Below are 18,138 nucleotides of genomic sequence, written 5' to 3'. Positions count from 1 at the left end.
AAAAAAGAAGGATATTATCCTTCTAATAAATACTCATAACTTTCAATATTTTCTCTATTACACTCTTTATATAAATGAAAACCATTCTTCTTTAATAAACCAATAGAACGAACATTATCCATATAAACATGACATTCTATTCTAAAATAATGATGTACTTCTTTTAACCAGTGTAGCATTGCTTGCAATGCCTCACTGGCATATCCTTGATTCCAATATACATTATCTAATGTATATCCAAGAACAATACTCTTTTCATCAATTGGTTCTAAATAGAAATCACCAATTAATGTATTATCTAATAACCTTATTGCTAGTTGATAATTAAAGATATCTTTATGAAAGACTTGATTATTACATTGATTAATACGTATCTTTGCTCGAAAGATGGAATAATTAGACCATGTTTGATATTGATACACTTCTGGTTTATTTCGATAACTAGAAAATGCTTTTGCATCATTTTGATGCAATTGATTAATAATTAATCTTTCTGTTTTTATCATTTTAAATGATAATAAATAAATAACATACGATCTTTTCCATTTATGTCTTTTATTATTTCAAATTCATCATCAAAATAAGTCTTTACCGCTTGTTCCATTAATTCTCTTTGATCAAACCCCATTTCAAAAGCTAACAAAGCACGATCATTTAGAATACTTTTTACATCTTGGAATATTTTACGATAAAAATACAATCCATCTTCTCCACCAAATAAAGCAACATGTGGTTCATTATCTTTTACTACTGATTCAATTGTTTGATCTTGTGGTATATAAGGAGGATTGGATACAAAGATATCAAATTTCTTTCCTTGTAAAGGTGCTAACATATCTCCTTGATAAAAAGAAATATCTGCTCCTAATTGTAATGCATTCTCTTTTGCAACAACAAGTGCATCCTTTGATATATCCGTAGCTTGTACTTTTAGTCTAGCTTCTTCTAACGCTAATGTAATCGCGATTGCTCCACTACCTGTACCAACATCACATAAATCAATCTCTTTGTAATCTTCAAAATAATCATCAATACGATATAAAATTTGTTCTACTAATTCCTCTGTTTCATAACGAGGAATTAAAACACTTTCATTTACTTTAAAATCTCTACCAAAGAAGTTTTCTACTCCTTTAATATATTGAATTGGTTTTCCATCAAAGTATGTTTCTATTCCTTCTAAGAATTGCTTTTCTAATGTTACATCTAATTCTTCATCCATCATCATATAAATAAGATGAGGAGGTTGATTTACAACATGAAACATCCATACTTTTGCAACATTTACATTCTTATTTTCATTATCTAATCTAGTTTCTACTTGATCAATTAATTGTCTAATGGTAGCCATTATTGTGCCCCTTCTAATTTTAAACGTTGATCTTCATTCATTAATGCTTGAATAACATCATCTAACTTACCTTCCATGACACGATCCAATTGTTGGATTGTAAATCCAATACGGTGATCTGTAACACGATTTTGAGGATAGTTATAGGTACGAATCTTTTCAGCACGATCTCCCGTACCAACTTTATCTTTTCTTTCACTTCCAATAGCTTCTAGTTGTTCTTGTTGGAATTTATCATAAATACGAGCAATTAATGCTTTCATTGCTTTATCTTTATTATCATGTTGACTTCTACCATCTTGACTGGCAGCTACAATCCCTGTTGGAAGATGGGTAATACGAACAGCTGAATCAGTCTTATTAATATGTTGTCCCCCAGCTCCAGATGCACGATATGTATCAATACGTAAATCACCAGCATTAATTTCAACATCTACTTCTTCTACTTCTGGCATTACTAATACAGTTGCTGTTGAAGTATGCACACGTCCTTGGGTTTCTGTTTTAGGAACACGTTGAACACGGTGCGAACCAGATTCGAATTTTAAACGAGAATAGGCTCCTTCTCCTTTTACCATAAAGCTGACCATTGAAAAACCACCAGCTTCTGCTACCGTTGCTTCCATTAAATCAACAGACCAACCTTGTGCTTCTGCATATTTAACATACATACGATATAAATCACCTGCAAAGATATTTCCTTCATCACCACCAGCAGCACCACGTACTTCGACAATTACATTTTTATTATCGTTTGGATCTTTTGGTATTAGTTCTAACTCTAATTTCTTTTCTACTTCAGGAAAACGAGCTTCTAATTCATCTAATTCCATTTGTGCCATTTCTTTGATTTCAGGATCTTTTTCTTTCGCTAATAATTTTGCTTCTTCTATTCCATTTGAAATTTCTTTATATTCTTGATATAAATCAAAAGCATATTGTAAACTAGCTTGTTCTTTTGTTACTTCTGTCATTCTTTTAATATCACTTCCTATATTTGGATCCATTAAAATATGACTTAATTCTTCATATCTTTTTTCTATTGATTCTAATCTTTCTATCATATTATTCATAAAATAACCTCCACTAATTATTACTTCTAACCACCCTATATACTACCATACATCCCACAATATGCCTATCTATTTCTTTGAAAAGCCAAAAATAACACGAGAACCAAACTTTCTCGTGTTATTGTATTATTTGTTTCCATATATTCTAATTTAAGGGAGGATTAGAATTATTTCTACACCCTTATCATAGATTATATTTATTAATTGAATATGAACATAAATAAAAATAACACGAGAACCAAACTTTCTCGTGTTATCGTATTATTTGTTTCCATACATTCTAATTTAAGGGAGGATTAGAATTATTTCTACACCCTTATAATAGATTATATTTATTAATTGAATATGAACATAAATAAAAATAACACGAGAACCAAACTTTCTCGTGTTATCGTATTATTTGTTTCCATACATTCTAATTTAAGGGAGGATTAGAATTATTTCTACACCCTTATCATAGATTATATTTATTAATTGAATATGAACATCATTTATTTTTAAAACTTTTCTTGTTTAGTACTTCATGACATTTACGACATCTAGCCTCATAATGATCGACTGCTCCTACCAATACAATAGGATCCTCATAAGATGCAGGTTTTCCATTAACTAAACGTTGTGTTCTTGTTGCTGGTCCACCACATTTAGAACATACTGCCGTTAATTTCGTAACAAACTCAGCATGTGCTAACAATTCTGGTAAAACTCCAAATGATTCCCCACGGAAATCTTCATCTAACCCTGCTACCATTACTCTTTTTCCTTGATCTGCTAAGTATTCACACACTTCTACTACCTTTTCATCAAAGAATTGAACTTCATCTATTGCGATTACTTGATCTTCTTTTGTAACATGTTCTAGTATTTCCATGGCACTGCTTACCACAATACAAGGAACTTTCATTCCAGCATGAGATACCACTTCACTATTTGAATAGCGATTGTCAATTGCTGGTTTAAATATTTTCATTTTTTTATTCGCAAAACTTAATACATTAATACGACGAATTAATTCTTCTGTTTTCCCCGCAAACATACAACCACAGATTACTTCAATCCACCCTTCACTATATTGATGATACATATTTCCTCCTCTTAACGAACATCTTTTGTTCCATCTATTTGTTGTTTTGTAACACCTATAAAACGGCTATAAGAATTTTCAAACATTAAATGAATTGTTCCTGTTGGTCCATTACGGTGTTTTGCAATAATGATTTCTGTTAAACCATTATCATCTTTTTGATCCTCTGTTTTTTTATAATAACCTTCTCTATAAATAAAGGAAACCATATCTGCATCCTGTTCAATCGCTCCAGATTCACGTAAATCTGATAACATTGGTCTTTTGTCTGTACGACTTTCTACCCCACGTGATAACTGACTTAATGCAATGACTGGTACTTCTAACTCTCTAGCTAAGGATTTTAATTGTCTTGATATTTCAGATACTTCTTGTTGACGATTATCTCCTGGTTTATTACCTGAACCATTAATTAATTGTAGATAATCTACAACAATCATCCTTATTCCACCTTTTTGACTCTTTAGTTGACGACATTTTGCAGCAATATCATTAATTGTAATACCACCACTATCATCAATATATAAGTTACATTTCGATACTTTTTCTACTGTTGCTTGATATTTTGCTTCCCCTGGACCACTTTTTAAAATATTACCTGTTTTAATATCTTCCCCAGTAATCGATCCTGTTGAACAAATAATACGTTTTAATAAAGATGCTGCATCCATTTCTAAAGAAAATAAAACTACTGGATCACGTGATTCATGGGCTGCTGCTTGAACTAAATTTAACGCAAAAGCAGTTTTCCCCATAGCTGGTCTCGCTGCTACGATAATCAATGCCCCAGGATGGAACCCATGTGTAATTGCATCTAATGCAACAAAGCCAGATGGTACCCCAGAAGTAGTATTATCACTTTTCGATAAAATAATTAATTCTTGTTTAATTTCACCTAGCACTTCTCCAATTTCTTTAAATTCACCAGAAGTACGATTTTTTGTTGCAGCCATAATACGCTTTTCAGATTGTGCTAAAAAGTCTGCTACATCAATTCCATCTTCATAAGCTTGTGCTGTAATAATAGATGATTCCGTTATAATATTTCGTAACATTGCTTTATTTTGTAACGTACGAATATAATAGCTTGTATGTCCTAATACAGGCAAAGAGTTAGCTAGTTCTAATAAATAAGCAACTCCTCCCACTGCTTCTAAATGACCAGACGTATTTAAATAAGAAGCTACATTTGTTGTATCCGTTGCTTCTTTTTTTGCTTCCATTACTTCAATTGCTTGATAAATAAGCTGATGTCTACTGTCATAGAAGTCACTTGTTGTAAGCTCAGTAACTGCTTCACTACGTTTATCTTTTGATATTAACATAGCCCCTAAGACAGCTTGTTCTGCATCTATATCATGTGGTTCTACTCTTGGTTGCATCTTTTTTCTCCTTATTTTTCCGTTAAATGAACAGTTATTGTTGCAATAACTCCTTTATATAATTCTAACTTTAATTTCGTATATCCTAATGCTCCTACCGTATGAGCATCAATAAATTTTCTTTTATCTACTTTAATTTGATGTTTCTCTCTTAATTCTTCTACAATATTCTTAGTAGAAATACTTCCAAAAGTACGTCCATCTTTACCAGATTTTAATTGAAACTCCAACGTAATTGCTTCTAATACTTTCTTTAATTCTTCTGCATCCGTCTTTTTCTGTGCTTCTAATTTCTTTTCTTCTTCCATTTGATGATCTAATACTTTACGACTAGTCTCTGTTGCTGCTACCGCTAATTTATTTTTAATCAAGAAGTTTTGTCCATAGCCATCTGCTACTTTCACAACTGCTCCTTTTTTACCTACATTTTTAACATCTTGCAATAATATTACTTTCATTATAATTTATCCCTTTCTTCACGATATACTTCTATCGCACCTTCTACCTTACCAATTACTTCTCGAATCGTCGTATTTTCAATTTGACATGCCGCCATAGAGAAGTGTCCTCCTCCACCAAGTTTTTCCATAATCACTTGCACATTCACATCCCCAACACTACGAGCACTAATTGAAACTTGATTCTTATCCGTATGTCCTACTACAAACACTGCTTTAATTCCTGCTATGGAAATTAACTCATTTCCTACTTTCGCTAACAAAGTACGTGGCCTTATTTTATCAACTTGACCATACGCTATCAACACTGCTTCTCCATATAAATAAGCAGTTCTTGTAATTTCTAATTTATCAACTGTTGTTTGATAATCATCTTCTAAATATTTATTTGCTTCTCGAACATCCGCTTGCATTTCTCTCAATACTGCTGCCATTTCAAAAGTTCTAGGACCCACTCTATTTTTAAAGTTTCCTGTATCCACTAACATTCCCGTATATAAAACAGTAGCTTCTAATTCTGTTAATTGAATCGTTTCTCTTTGATATTCATATAACTCTACTACCAATTCTACGGTAGAAGAAGCTGAAGGTTCTAAATAAGCTAATATTGGTAAATCAATAAACTCTTGTCCACGACGATGATGATCAATAACAATAACATTCGTCACATAAGTAAATATCGCACGATCAATTGCTAATGTAGGTTTATGATTATCTACAACAATTAATAATGTTTCATCATCACATAACTCACTAACTTGCATTGCCTGAATGAAGATATCACTATAATCCCCATCTTTCATGCTTCTTGCAACTGCTAATGTTTTTTCTTCCATAGAATCAAAATCTACTAAAATATGACTCTCTTTTCCTAAAGAACGACACATTGCATGCATTGCAATCGATGCTCCTAAAGAATCAAAATCAGATTGCTTATGTCCCATAATAATAACATTTCTTGCCTTATTAATTAAATTACCCACAGATTGACTAATAACTCTAGCACGAACTCGATTTGACTTCTCTAAATTCTCACTATGTCCTCCAAAGAAACGAGTATCATCACTCAATGATTTTACCGCAACTTGATCTCCACCACGAGAATAACATAAACTAGCTGCTTCAAAAGCCATCTCATCTAATTCTCTTAAAATCTTACTCTCGATTCCAATCCCAATACTTAACGACATAAATACATCTAATTGTTCTGCTTTTTGTTTAAACTCATCTAAGATAGGGAAATGTTGTTCTGCTTGTTTTTGATAAATACGTTCATTAAAAATCGCAATATAACAATCACTCTTATATCTTCTTAAAATAATCCCATTTTCTAAAGCCCAATCTAATAAAGTTTGTCTTGATAATGTTTGAATCGATGCTACTGTTTGTTCATCCGAACGTTCTATTGATTCATCATAATTATCAATTGTAATATATGCCATACATATTTGTTGATCTTCATAATCTTGTAACAGATTAGAATAATCTGTTACATCTCTTAAATAAAATAATTTACTTAACATATTATGATATACTTCATATTTTCTAGAAGCAATATCAATTGTTTTAATATCATCTTCTTCAAACAAAGAAGCTAATTGTGGTTGCCACTCTAATACCTTTGTTCCAATCAAATGAACATCTAACTCTTCAAATAAATCACTAGTCCAACTAATATTACGATTTTCATCATAACTAATTAAACCAACTCCTCCAAAGATCATAATATTATCTGTATTCTTATCTACTATTTCACTAATTTCAATATTATTACTTACTAACATTTGGAAAACATAAACAAATATTCCAATTGCTGCCGTATTACGAAGCAATACATAAATTGCCATCGCACCCGTAATAATTGAAGAAGAAAAAATATAGAGTCCTATAAACATAAAAATCTCTACAAAGAGTATAATTAGTATTAAATTTTTTAGCTTGTTTAATCTATTAATCATCTTTATTACTCCTTTTACTTAGTAATAAGTATACACGAATTCAAGGTAAAATTCATTAATTAGTTTGGATATTCCATTTTCTCATGCATATTTTCGTATAGCTTACTAAGATTCTAGACTCCATAATTGATATAAAAAATAAAATAAGAATCATTGGTATATAGAAATATAATATGGATGCTCCAGGAATATATTCCTGTAACATCGCCATTCCATCCACTACCATATTCAATCCTAATAAACTTTCTATCCCTAAAAAGATAAAAACATTCTTTATCATTAAACTAATCTTTAGATAAGTAGTAGCCAATCTATTTTGTTTCCTTAGGTTATTTCCATAAAACACACAACAAAGTGTAGTTCCAATACCCATAAATAAAAAATATAACTCTCCTACAATAAACAACACAAAAGCACTACTAAAAGCAGCAGTTAGTGCATACTTTAAACCATAAGAATATGTATATAAAACAAAAAATAAAGAAATAAGATAAATAAAAATAATATCAAAGATAGTTCCTAACATAATATTAATAATTGCTAGTACACCATATAAAGCTACTAAAAAAGCTCCTTGTACTAATTGTTTTGTTTTATTATTTCTCATATAATTGTTCCTTCATATATTGATTCACTACTTTATCAATCTCTTCTATTTGTTGTACTGTTTGTTTATCTTTGCACGCTATTTGATGTAAAATAATACTTGCATAATTATTTTCTAATGTTTCTTTTAAACTATAAGCAAAATTAAAATCATAAACAAATCCAATATGTGTTAACCACACATCTAAATCAGTTACTCTATCTCTTGCATTAATTTGACGATGCTCATTTAAAGCATCATATACTTTTTTACTAATTGTTTGGGTGGATACTTGTTCTTTGGTTACTCCATAAACATCTTCAAAATCTTGTTTACATTTTATTTCTAAATTATCTAACTTATCTGCATCTCTTATTATTTTACAATGTAATAATGTTCTTTTATCTAATCCTGGTTCTATTTTTAAACGATTATGGTTAGCAATAGCGTAATATATCATCGAATCATATTCTCTTGTATCTAAAAAATGTTCTATTAAATGTTCTTCAAATAATATTTGAATTCCCAAACTTGCATGATCTATTGTTAAATGATCAATAAAACTATTGTATCTTTTTAATTGTTCAAAACGACCAATATCATGTAATAAAGCAATGATAATAGCTAGATTTGTATCCTCTTTGTTTAAAGATAATGATTTGCTTATTTCTTGTGCTTTTGCTACTACACTATATGTATGTTGAATTTTAATTTTGATTTTAGGATTGCTTTTATCATAGGACTCCATATAATCATGCATTTTTTTATATATTTCCATATCCTTCACCTACCTTCCTTTAGTATACCGCTTATTGTTTATGAAGAGTATAGGTTTTTCATATTTTTTATGTTATTATTGTATTGTTTTAGGAGGGGTTATATATGTTACTTAGAAAAACAACAACACAAGATTTAGATGCAGTCGAACAAATTTTAAATGATGCCAAAGCTAGTATGAAAGCGAGTGGGATTGATCAATGGCAAGATGGTTATCCAAATAAAGAGGTGGTAGCTCAAGATATTAAAAATGAGGAAGCTTATGTTGTAGAAATAGATGGTGGGGTATTTGCTAGTTGTATGATTAGTATTAGAAAAGAAGCATCGTATGATTATATTGAGGGAGCTTGGTTAAACTTAGATCCTTGTATTGTTATTCATCGTATTGCTACTAAAAAAGAAGCACTTTCTAAAGGAGTAGCTACTTATTGTATAGAACAAGCTTTTGCATTATTTCCAACTTATAAAAATATTAAGATTGATACCCATCCTGATAATAAAAGGATGCAAGCATTCTTAGCTAAAAATGGTTTTATTCATTGTGGTACTATTTATTTAGATGATGGTGGCTTACGTTTGGCTTTTCAAAAAAGTATTTCTTAGAATACTTTTTTTGTTTTCTCATAAAGTATGTAGAGGTGAGAAAATGAACTATAAAATAAATAGCCCTTATCCTTGTGTTCACTTATTAAATAAAAATAGAGAAGATGGGGAAGCTTTATTAAAATTATTAGCTGGTATTTATTCAAAGGCTAGTGTGTTTCATTTGTATACATATCATTATTGTGTTTTTGAAGGATCATTAAAAGATACTTTCTTTTATATAAAAGCGATTAAAAATAATCATTTAGAATTATTAATGGATTGTGTTTATCAATATGGTATTGAACCTAGGTTATGGACTATTGATAATGATCATATTGATTATTGGAATCCTTTTTATTGTCAATATCATATTGATCCTATTTGTGCTTTAAAGAATAGTATTCTTTTAGAAATACAAATTATTGAGTATACTACCACACTTATTCATACTATTAAAGATAAGAGCGTTATCCATTTGTTAGAGAGAATAAAACAAGAAGATTTAATTCATCTTGATTTACTCTCTAATTTACATGAAACTTATGTTACTTGTCTTTTAACTCAATAATTTTCCATTTTTTAATAATTGTAATAATTCTTCATTTTGTTTGCTAGTCCCGCTATAATCCTGGATCCCATTCAACATAGCAATTCGAGTCCGATTTGAAAAAGAAGAATCTGCTCCTATTTCTTTTAGTCCATCTACTATAGAATTACCAATATAATCAGGATTACTTAAATAAATAACTCTAGCTTCTATTACTTGATTATTTACCCATCCTTGATCCTTTCCTATTAAATAAGGATTTCTAGCATTTGGTACAATCTTAGTAATTGTCCCTATTGTTTGATATGGTTTTAATGGTGTCGTACTTTTTGACGTTAAGAAGACATGATGGAATAATACCATGTCTTTTATTTGATACATTTGTTGATATCCATTTAATCCTAATTGTTTCATACGACTAGGAAAATCAACATAACATTCATTTAAATCAACTGGTCCTTGAATCCCACGAACTCTACCATCATCACTATATTGCCACATTCCAACACTACCATTATAATTCAATTCTTTGCTATATCTTGCTATCCACTTGGTATATTGTGAAAAAATAGGATCTATTAATTTTGTTTGAAACCAACTAAATGAAGAATAGATTCCAACATAATAGTTTTCTTTTTCTAAGATATCTCCAAATGTTTTTGCTATTAATGCTATTTGTTCATTACTTTCTTGTCCGGTTGTTTTTTCATCTTCTAAATCATAATAGACAGGATAATCTAGCTTATATCCTCGTATTAGTCGTAAAACATGATTTGCTTCCCCAACTGCTTGGCTAGTAGTTCTAGCATAAGAATATAAATATACTCCAAAGGGTATTTTTAAACGAGTACATTCTGTTATATTCCGTTGAAACATTTTATCATCTTGATCTTCTTGATCTTGTCCATAACCTACTCTTATAATTGCATAGTCTATTTCTCTTTTTACTGTTTCCCAATCAATCATGCCTTGATATTGAGAAACATCAATTCCTTTTGTTATCATTGTAACCTCCTCAAGTTAGTATATGTGACTATCTTAAAATATGTTAAAGTTATCTTTTCATTTTCCTGTTTGTCTATCTATGTTATAATATGTTGGAAAGATGAGGTGGTCAGATGAAAAAAATATTAGTAACAATCATTGCTATTTGTTTATTGATTGTTTGTTTCCCTAATAATGTTAGTGCTGATGATTTTGCTGATGATGAAGATTATTATTATACGTTATGTTCATCAAGTACTTTATCTTCTAGTCAAATTGATACTTGTCGTGATTTTAGTAGTTATTTGACTGAAAAGAGTGATGATTTACAAGATGATATTGATGATGCAGAAGATGAATTAGATTCTCTTGAAACTAGTCTTACTAGTATTGCTAGTCAAATAGAAGAAACAGAAACTGCTATTGAAGAACAAGAAAAACAATTAGAATACTTAAATGCTTCTATTGTTAATTTAGAAGAAGATATTGAAACAAAAGAAGATACAATTAAAGAACGCATGTATGCGATGCAATCTTATATGAATAGTGATTCTTTCTTACAATTTATCTTTAGTTCTAGTAGCTTTTCCGATATGTTTTCACGTATTAGTAGTATTAATGAATTAACTGCTTATGATAATGAATTAATTGAAAGCTTACTTTTAGATAAAGCTCAATTAGATGATCAAAAAGATTTAATGTCCGAAACACTTATTTCTTTAGAAGCTGATAAAGAAGCACAAGTTACATTACAAGCGGAATATAATGCTTTATTCGATGAACAACTTGCGCTATTAGAATCTGCAACAGCATCCTCTGATGCCTTGTCAGATGATATGAAAATTGTAGAAGATGCGATTTCTGCATCATTCGCTGCCTTAAATACATCAAGTAGTACTGGTTCGAGCAGTAGTTATGAACCTGGTGATTCGGAACTTGGAAATGCGATTGCTGAACTTGCAATATCTAAACTTGGATGTTTATACTGGTGGGGAGCACCAGGAGGGGGTTATGGTGATGGTCAAGGATTAGATAATCCTAACGCTATTTACTTTGACTGTTCTGGTTTAGTAGCTTGGGCTCATCGTCAAGCTGGTGTTAGTATTGTTCGTACAACAGCAAATGGTTATTCTAAAATGGGTACTGCTGTTAGCTATAGTAATTTACAAGCTGGTGATGTAGTTACCTTTAATGGTGGTTCTGGGACTGTCTTCCATATTGGTATTTATATTGGTAATGGCATGGTAATTCATGCATCAGGTTATGGATCGACAACCCTAGGTAATAAAGTAAATGAATGTGTAAAAATCAGTTCTTTAGCATCTTTAGATGCAGCTTTAGGAGTTTGTAATTATCGACGTTTATATTAAGGAATCGAAGGATTCCTTTTTATTATAAGAAGAGGCTGTAACGCATAAAGATTTTTAAATCTTTGGCGTTAGCCTTTTTTTAGTTTGCTACCCTTATTTTTAGGAATTTATGTTAATCAGAAAAAAATAAGAAGTTATTCACATTTTGGGACATAATAAAAAGTAGAACACGTTTTTCGTTCTTTCATTTTCTTATTTATCTAAATTAGTGCGTAGCGTTCCTGTGTTTTTTATGATGATATTTTCGCAAATTATATCCTATTGACAGTAACATGAGTTCTAATTTCACATTTTCTGTTTTTCTTCTTCGTATTCTTTGATATCCAAGGTCTTGTTTTATTAAACCAAATGTTCCTTCTGCTTGACTTGATCTATTTGATTTTAATTGTTTCCCTAATTCAGTAGATAATATTTCATCCACTTCTTCTTGCATTTGATTAAGAGTTACATTTATGTTGAGGACTCTTTCTCCTGTTGATTTTGTACACTTATTTTTTACTGGACAATTATGGCATTTCCCACAACTATATCGACTATGTACTTGGGTATATACTCCTTTTTCATTGTATACTTCCCCTTCATCTATATTGAATGTATGTCCTTGAGGACATACATATTTTCCTTTTTCATCTTTCTTGAAATTTAGTATATGATATATTTTCTTTTTAAACTTTGTACTATTCTTTATCGCATAATAATTATACTTCATAGATAAATTCATTCCATTTTTTATACAGTACATATAATTATCATAACTTCCATATCCTGCATCTCCAACAGGATATGTTGGTAATTCTCCATAATATTCTTTATAGCGTTCCATAAATGGGATAAATGTTTTTGTGTCGGTTGGATTACTATAAATATCTAGATGCATGATGTATTCGTCACTGACTCCTATTTGTATATTGTAGCCTGGTTTAAAGACTCCAGTTTGATTATAATAGTCATACTTCATATTCATCATAGTTGCGTCATGATCTGTTTTAGAGTAACTATTTCTATCCCCACATATTTTTAACTGTTCTTCATACTTACTAGCAGATAGATAGTAACTTAGAACATCATCAAAAACTCGTTGTAATAAGCTTTTTCTTGTTCCTTTTCCATAAACAAACGTTATTCCTTGAGCAGTTGCTTCCTTCATTAGTCTATCAGCTATCTCGCCAAGCAATAGAGATGAATAACGAGGTTGAATAGAATAACTAGTAGAAACTAATTTGTTTATATCAGGTAGTATTTTTGATACCTTATCAAACAATTTTGCTTGATATCCTATTGTTGCTTTCTTCCATACAAAGCTGTTCTTTTTTGCGTTCGCTTCTATCTTTGTACCATCGATATAAAGCGCTGAAGTATCTATGTTGTCAAGTGCTTTTAATCGTTCATTAATATCATAAAAAATATCTCTCACTTGTACTTTTAAATACTTATCCATGAAACGCTTAAAAGACTGATGACTAGGTGTAGAACCATCAGCTAAATAAATATAACGAATATCTGTACGACATAATTTTTCTAGTTCTCTTAGACTAGGTACCTTCTCCATGAATCCAAACAGGACAACATTCAACATCATTTTAGGGTCGTATCCCTTATTCCCTACATGAGGGAAAGGTTGGCTCAAATACTTGGCAACATCAAGTCCTTTCATAATTTCTACGAAAGATGTTAAGTAATCATCATTAGGTAAAACCGTGTAAATGTCTAATGGTAATTTCATTTGGAATGTGCTATTATAGGTTATGGAAATTGGTGTAGTATTGTATGTTAAAGTCGAGTTTTCCATACAATTATTATACCAAAAAAGGCGTTAGAATTCATCTTGAATTCTGCGCCTTTTTCCATAATGTAAACAAATCTTATTTTATTAATGCGTTACAGCCTCTTCTTTTAATTATTTATTTCATCATAGAATACGTACTTATTTTTACCTGCTAGTTTTGCCATATAAAGAGCTGTATCTGCTTTATGTGAAAGCTCTTCATAAGATCCTCCACCTCTAGGAACAAACACAATTCCAACACTAATGGAAACTGCATCTAAAGAAACTCCCTTAATTTCAACAGCATTCACGCCTTCTAAAACACGATCAAGAATACTTTGAAGATCTTCTTTTCCTTCCACACCTTTTAATAACATCACAAATTCATCGCCACCTAATCGCCCAATAATATCATTATTTCTAACATTTGACTTCATAGCCAAAGATACTTCTTGTAAATAGATATCACCTGTTTTATGACCATAGGTATCATTAATTGTTTTAAAATTATCCACATCTACATAAACCAATACATTTGCTCCAAATAAACTATCCTTCATAACAACTTCTGCTATCTTTTCTTCTGCAGCTACACGGCTATATAACCTAGTCAAAGGATCAATTTCCATATTTGTTTTAAGAGAATGTGTTAATCGTTTACTCATTTCTAATGACTTTGATAATGCTTTGCTATATCTACCTTCTATCATACATACTAATATAATATAACCCATAAAAATAACCAACATACCACTTACAAATGTTAAAGCCATATTACTCATTGTATCCGCAAAATCCAAAACCGTAGCATCAATAATAATACTAATAATACACCAATCTGTATTTTCTATTGGTACCATCACTGCTGTTCTTTCTTGATCATTTAATAAATACTTCAACAACGATACATCACCTGATTCCATATCTGTTCTTACAATATCTGTTGTTAACTCATTTGTAAAATCAAAAGTATCAATAAAGTCATACATATCTCCACCCATAAACAAGTTATTATTATCACCACTTATAATAATGGCACTACCATCTACTTCACATAAATGTATAAAAGCTTGTCCACCAAATGTTTCTATATCTATGGCACTTAAAAAGTTTGTCTTATCATATACTGTAAAAAACTGTACTATATTTCCTTCTTCATCTTCTAAAGTACGAACCATACAAAGTACTTCTTCTAAGCTACTATGTTCTATTGCTGAAGATAAAACTTGAATCCATTCCCCACTACTTTCACTATATAGTGGTTCTAATTCTCCTTCCAAACTCCAATCTACAACTAATTGTTCTCCTGAAGCATTTACTGGAACTGCATTATTATAAGAAACATAAATTTCATCATACAATGCCGTATTATCATAAACTGATAAATTCTCGATAAGCGTATCTTCTTGCCAACCATTTAGCAATAAACTATCACTCACTAAAATAAGTTCATCAACATATCGTTCTGCTGTTGCTGAAACTTGATTAGATGAGCTTGTTGCTAGTTCTAACAAGAACTCATCATTCATCTGTTCTACTACATGATAGCTTTGGTTTATAAATACCCATGATCCAATAAAAGCACAAAGGACAATGAATATCATTCCTGCAAAAGATAGTTTCTTTAATGTTCTATTATTCTTTCGGTATGCCTGTTCATCATAGTCCTCGATAGACATTTCGTTTGTTTTGAAAAATGACGAACTTTCTTCCAATGGAATAGGTGTTGAAAAGAATGGTCCTTGCGTGTATCTTACTGAATTTTCAATGACTGATTTTTGCATTGATGCCGTTTCTACATTTCTTACCATCATTTCTGCATGTAATATTCTTTTAAGATGGAAGAATCTTAATTTCCATGTACTATCATTTAGAATATTAGTATATTGTTTTGAACGAATCTTAATAAAGTCTATGCTTAATTTCTTACTCTCCATTTCTTCTAAACACTTGATATCTAAGCTATCCACTACATTGATACCAAATTTAATATCCAGTTTCATAAACTGTCTAATTACTTTTTCTAATTCTTGCATATCACTAAATTCTTTTATATCATTGATTTCAAAGACTACTTTGTTTTGATGAAGCTTTTCTCCCACCATTTTAATAAATGCATTAGAAACTAAGTCTTGTCTACCTACATTGATAAAAACCATCTCTTCTTTACCATCTATATAATCAAGTACTTTTGAAACTAAGATATAATTTAAATCTAAATATAAGCCATATTTTTTTGCAACATCAAAAAAGTTTTCTGGAAATAGTACTTCCCCACTATCCGATATTAAACGCATAATCGTTTCGTAGCCTACAAATTCCCCTTTTTTATTATCATAAATCCCTTGTACATAAGGGACAATAACTTGTCTTTCTATAATACTTTTTAAAGTAGAAACTATTTCAAATTCATTTTGAAGTAACGATACTTGATCTTCTCCATGATAGATACTAAAACAATGCTTATATCCTTCTATCTTTGGTTTTGATTGACTAGCTAACATATTTTCTATTTTTGCTACTTCTAAAGAAATGGTAAACGAATTATAAATCTTATATGTTTTATATTTATTTACTTGCTTATTTAAATAAGTATATAGTGCTTTCGTTAGTTCTATGATTTTAACATTATTCTTTTCTCCTCTAATTGTAAAAAAGAAACTGTCTACTGTAAAATAATAGAAATCAAATTGTAATCCTTCATTAAACTTTTCTAAATAATCTTTACATATTTCAATAAGTTCTTGCAAAACGATTCGTTTATCTTTATCATCGACTCTATTATTATCTAAACCTACTATATGGTTTGTTATCAAACATAATTTCGATGTATCATTTTGAAAACGTTCCAACACAAACATCGACATTGTCTTGGTAAACTGAGAATTTGTATCAAAAAACATATGATTACTAACTTCTTCACGACTTTCTATTCGATGTATTAATGTTCCTTTCTTATTATCGAGTCTATCTTTAAACTCATGAAAGTCTAATGTTAAATTTTGATTGTTTTGTATATCAACTAAAGAATTAGCATCCTGAAATGCAATTTTTAAGTAATTTTCTTTTTCCGCAAAAGTAACAATACAACATGTACCATTATAGAATCGTGAAACATCATTTTTTGTTCCAAATTCTCCTAACATAAATGCACCAGCGATATCATCATTCGTAAATGGTTGTAATTCTACTTTTGATAAATTATCTAAATACATACGACGGAATAAACAAGAATAAGTAAAAATATATTCTACTGATGTATTTTGTAAATCTATATACGTATTTTGCCATTCTGTTAAACTTGCAACCGTACTTAAATATCCCATTCTAAACTTTTGTCCTGCTGGTAATTCTGAAAAATATAACATTAGTTTATTGCTTGCTTGTTCGTATTGTACAAATCTACTAGAACCCTCTTCTCCTTCTAATACGAGTGGAATTCGAAGCAGAATATCTGATTGTACTGTATCACTCCATTGATTATTTTCTGTTAATTCTTTTAACCCTAATTGATCTTTAATCCATTGTAATGACTCTTGATTATCAATTTCTTCGACATAACTACCATTCACTTTTGTAATAACATGACTATCTGATATAGGATCATGTCCAACAATCGTATTCATATAGCAAAGAGCATAATCTTTACTGACACCTCCTACAACATATCCATTGTCATAACATTCTTTATCATTAAAAACATAGGTTGCTATCGCACCTGTTTTTTCGTCACTATAACCTGCTAATCCACCAATAAAAGATGTTTGTGGTGATTGTTTTTCTAAGTCACGTATCATATGTGTCACTGGCATATCAAAGCATGTTAAAAATAAAAAGGAACTTGTTGCACCAAAATCATTGACTGAAGTGGAAATATATTTTGCTAAGTTATCTTTATTTTTATGATTTAAACAACATATATCTGAAAATACTTTTGCATTTTCAAAACTTGTAATCGAAATTAATGTATCTGTTGGATAGATTTCTCCCTGGTATGTTACTCCACTGGTAGCACAACCAATCACATTAGCAAAAGGCAAGAGTTGTTTTATTTTACTTGCTAAGTCCATTGCAAAAGACGTATCTAAACTAGATGTATGGATACGTACTAGACAATTATGTTCTTCTTGAAACTGATTTTGTTCAAGTATATCTATTAAGTTTTGATGTCCTTTATATAATATATTTAAATATCTCATAATACATTAATTCCCCTTT

The 18,138-nt window shown here is 30.3% G+C and carries 15 protein-coding genes; 3 read left to right on the top strand and 12 right to left on the bottom strand.

The features are described 5' to 3' along the window. Positions 1-14: 14 nt before the first annotated feature. The 9 genes from LRR82_RS10365 to LRR82_RS10325 all read right to left on the bottom strand — a co-directional run bounded on the left by LRR82_RS10365 (position 15) and on the right by LRR82_RS10325 (position 8,670). Positions 15-506, bottom strand: a complete 492-nt coding sequence (locus tag LRR82_RS10365) for a GNAT family N-acetyltransferase (RefSeq protein WP_249029371.1) — start codon at positions 504-506, stop codon at positions 15-17. Continuing rightward, positions 503-1,351, bottom strand: a complete 849-nt coding sequence (prmC, locus tag LRR82_RS10360) for a peptide chain release factor N(5)-glutamine methyltransferase (protein ID WP_249029370.1) — start codon at positions 1,349-1,351, stop codon at positions 503-505. Before prmC ends, LRR82_RS10365 begins: the two co-directional genes overlap by 4 nt. Further along, entirely contained in the window at positions 1,351-2,424 is a 1,074-nt protein-coding gene (gene prfA, locus LRR82_RS10355; protein ID WP_249029369.1) for a peptide chain release factor 1, read from the bottom strand. The genes prmC and prfA overlap by 1 nt, the downstream gene beginning before the upstream one ends. Positions 2,425-2,911: 487 nt before the next feature. Next, complete coding sequence (locus tag LRR82_RS10350; protein ID WP_249029368.1) at positions 2,912-3,508, bottom strand: thymidine kinase; 597 nt, start codon at positions 3,506-3,508, stop codon at positions 2,912-2,914. A gap of 11 nt (positions 3,509-3,519) precedes the next feature. Next, positions 3,520-4,890, bottom strand: a complete 1,371-nt coding sequence (dnaB, locus tag LRR82_RS10345) for a replicative DNA helicase (protein WP_249029367.1) — start codon at positions 4,888-4,890, stop codon at positions 3,520-3,522. Between the two features lie 11 nt (positions 4,891-4,901). Continuing rightward, the gene (gene rplI / locus LRR82_RS10340) at positions 4,902-5,348 is read right to left on the bottom strand and encodes a 50S ribosomal protein L9 (protein ID WP_249029366.1); all 447 of its coding nucleotides are present in this window, start codon (positions 5,346-5,348) and stop codon (positions 4,902-4,904) included. Next, on the bottom strand, positions 5,348-7,306 hold the full coding sequence (locus LRR82_RS10335; RefSeq protein ID WP_249029365.1) for a GGDEF domain-containing protein: 1,959 nt from the start codon (positions 7,304-7,306) through the stop codon (positions 5,348-5,350). The genes rplI and LRR82_RS10335 overlap by 1 nt, the downstream gene beginning before the upstream one ends. A gap of 55 nt (positions 7,307-7,361) precedes the next feature. Next, positions 7,362-7,913, bottom strand: a complete 552-nt coding sequence (locus LRR82_RS10330; protein WP_249029364.1) for a hypothetical protein — start codon at positions 7,911-7,913, stop codon at positions 7,362-7,364. Beyond that, a complete protein-coding gene (locus LRR82_RS10325; RefSeq protein ID WP_249029363.1) occupies positions 7,903-8,670 on the bottom strand; it encodes an HD domain-containing protein in 768 nt (255 codons plus the stop codon). The genes LRR82_RS10330 and LRR82_RS10325 overlap by 11 nt, the downstream gene beginning before the upstream one ends. Before the next feature lie 104 nt (positions 8,671-8,774). Here LRR82_RS10325 and LRR82_RS10320 point away from each other — a divergent pair, with 104 nt between their 5' ends. Next, a complete protein-coding gene (locus tag LRR82_RS10320; RefSeq protein ID WP_249029362.1) occupies positions 8,775-9,272 on the top strand; it encodes a GNAT family N-acetyltransferase in 498 nt (165 codons plus the stop codon). Between the two features lie 43 nt (positions 9,273-9,315). Then, positions 9,316-9,822, top strand: a complete 507-nt coding sequence (locus tag LRR82_RS10315; protein ID WP_249029361.1) for a ferritin family protein — start codon at positions 9,316-9,318, stop codon at positions 9,820-9,822. Here LRR82_RS10315 and LRR82_RS10310 read toward each other — a convergent pair. Next, entirely contained in the window at positions 9,811-10,806 is a 996-nt protein-coding gene (locus LRR82_RS10310; RefSeq protein ID WP_249029360.1) for a glycoside hydrolase family 25 protein, read from the bottom strand. The genes LRR82_RS10315 and LRR82_RS10310 overlap by 12 nt on opposite strands. 113 nt (positions 10,807-10,919) lie before the next feature. Between LRR82_RS10310 and LRR82_RS10305 the strand changes: the two genes are divergently transcribed. Beyond that, complete coding sequence (locus LRR82_RS10305; protein WP_249029359.1) at positions 10,920-12,155, top strand: C40 family peptidase; 1,236 nt, start codon at positions 10,920-10,922, stop codon at positions 12,153-12,155. A 205-nt stretch (positions 12,156-12,360) separates the two neighbouring features. On the opposite strand, the gene LRR82_RS10300 is transcribed toward LRR82_RS10305, so the two are convergent. Together LRR82_RS10300 and LRR82_RS10295 are read right to left on the bottom strand one after the other, a co-directional pair. After that, entirely contained in the window at positions 12,361-13,878 is a 1,518-nt protein-coding gene (locus LRR82_RS10300) for an IS1182 family transposase (RefSeq protein WP_249029072.1), read from the bottom strand. A gap of 170 nt (positions 13,879-14,048) precedes the next feature. Further along, positions 14,049-18,119: a diguanylate cyclase domain-containing protein gene (locus LRR82_RS10295; RefSeq protein WP_249029358.1), complete on the bottom strand. Its 4,071-nt coding sequence runs from the start codon at positions 18,117-18,119 to the stop codon at positions 14,049-14,051. Positions 18,120-18,138 lie beyond the last annotated feature (19 nt).

It is taken from the genome of Tannockella kyphosi, from assembly GCF_021054785.1.
In the GTDB taxonomy this organism is placed as follows: Bacteria; Bacillota_I; Bacilli_A; order Erysipelotrichales; family Coprobacillaceae; genus Tannockella; species Tannockella kyphosi.
Note: the sequence above shows the minus strand (reverse complement) of the source record. Positions and strands in the feature narration are given on the sequence as shown.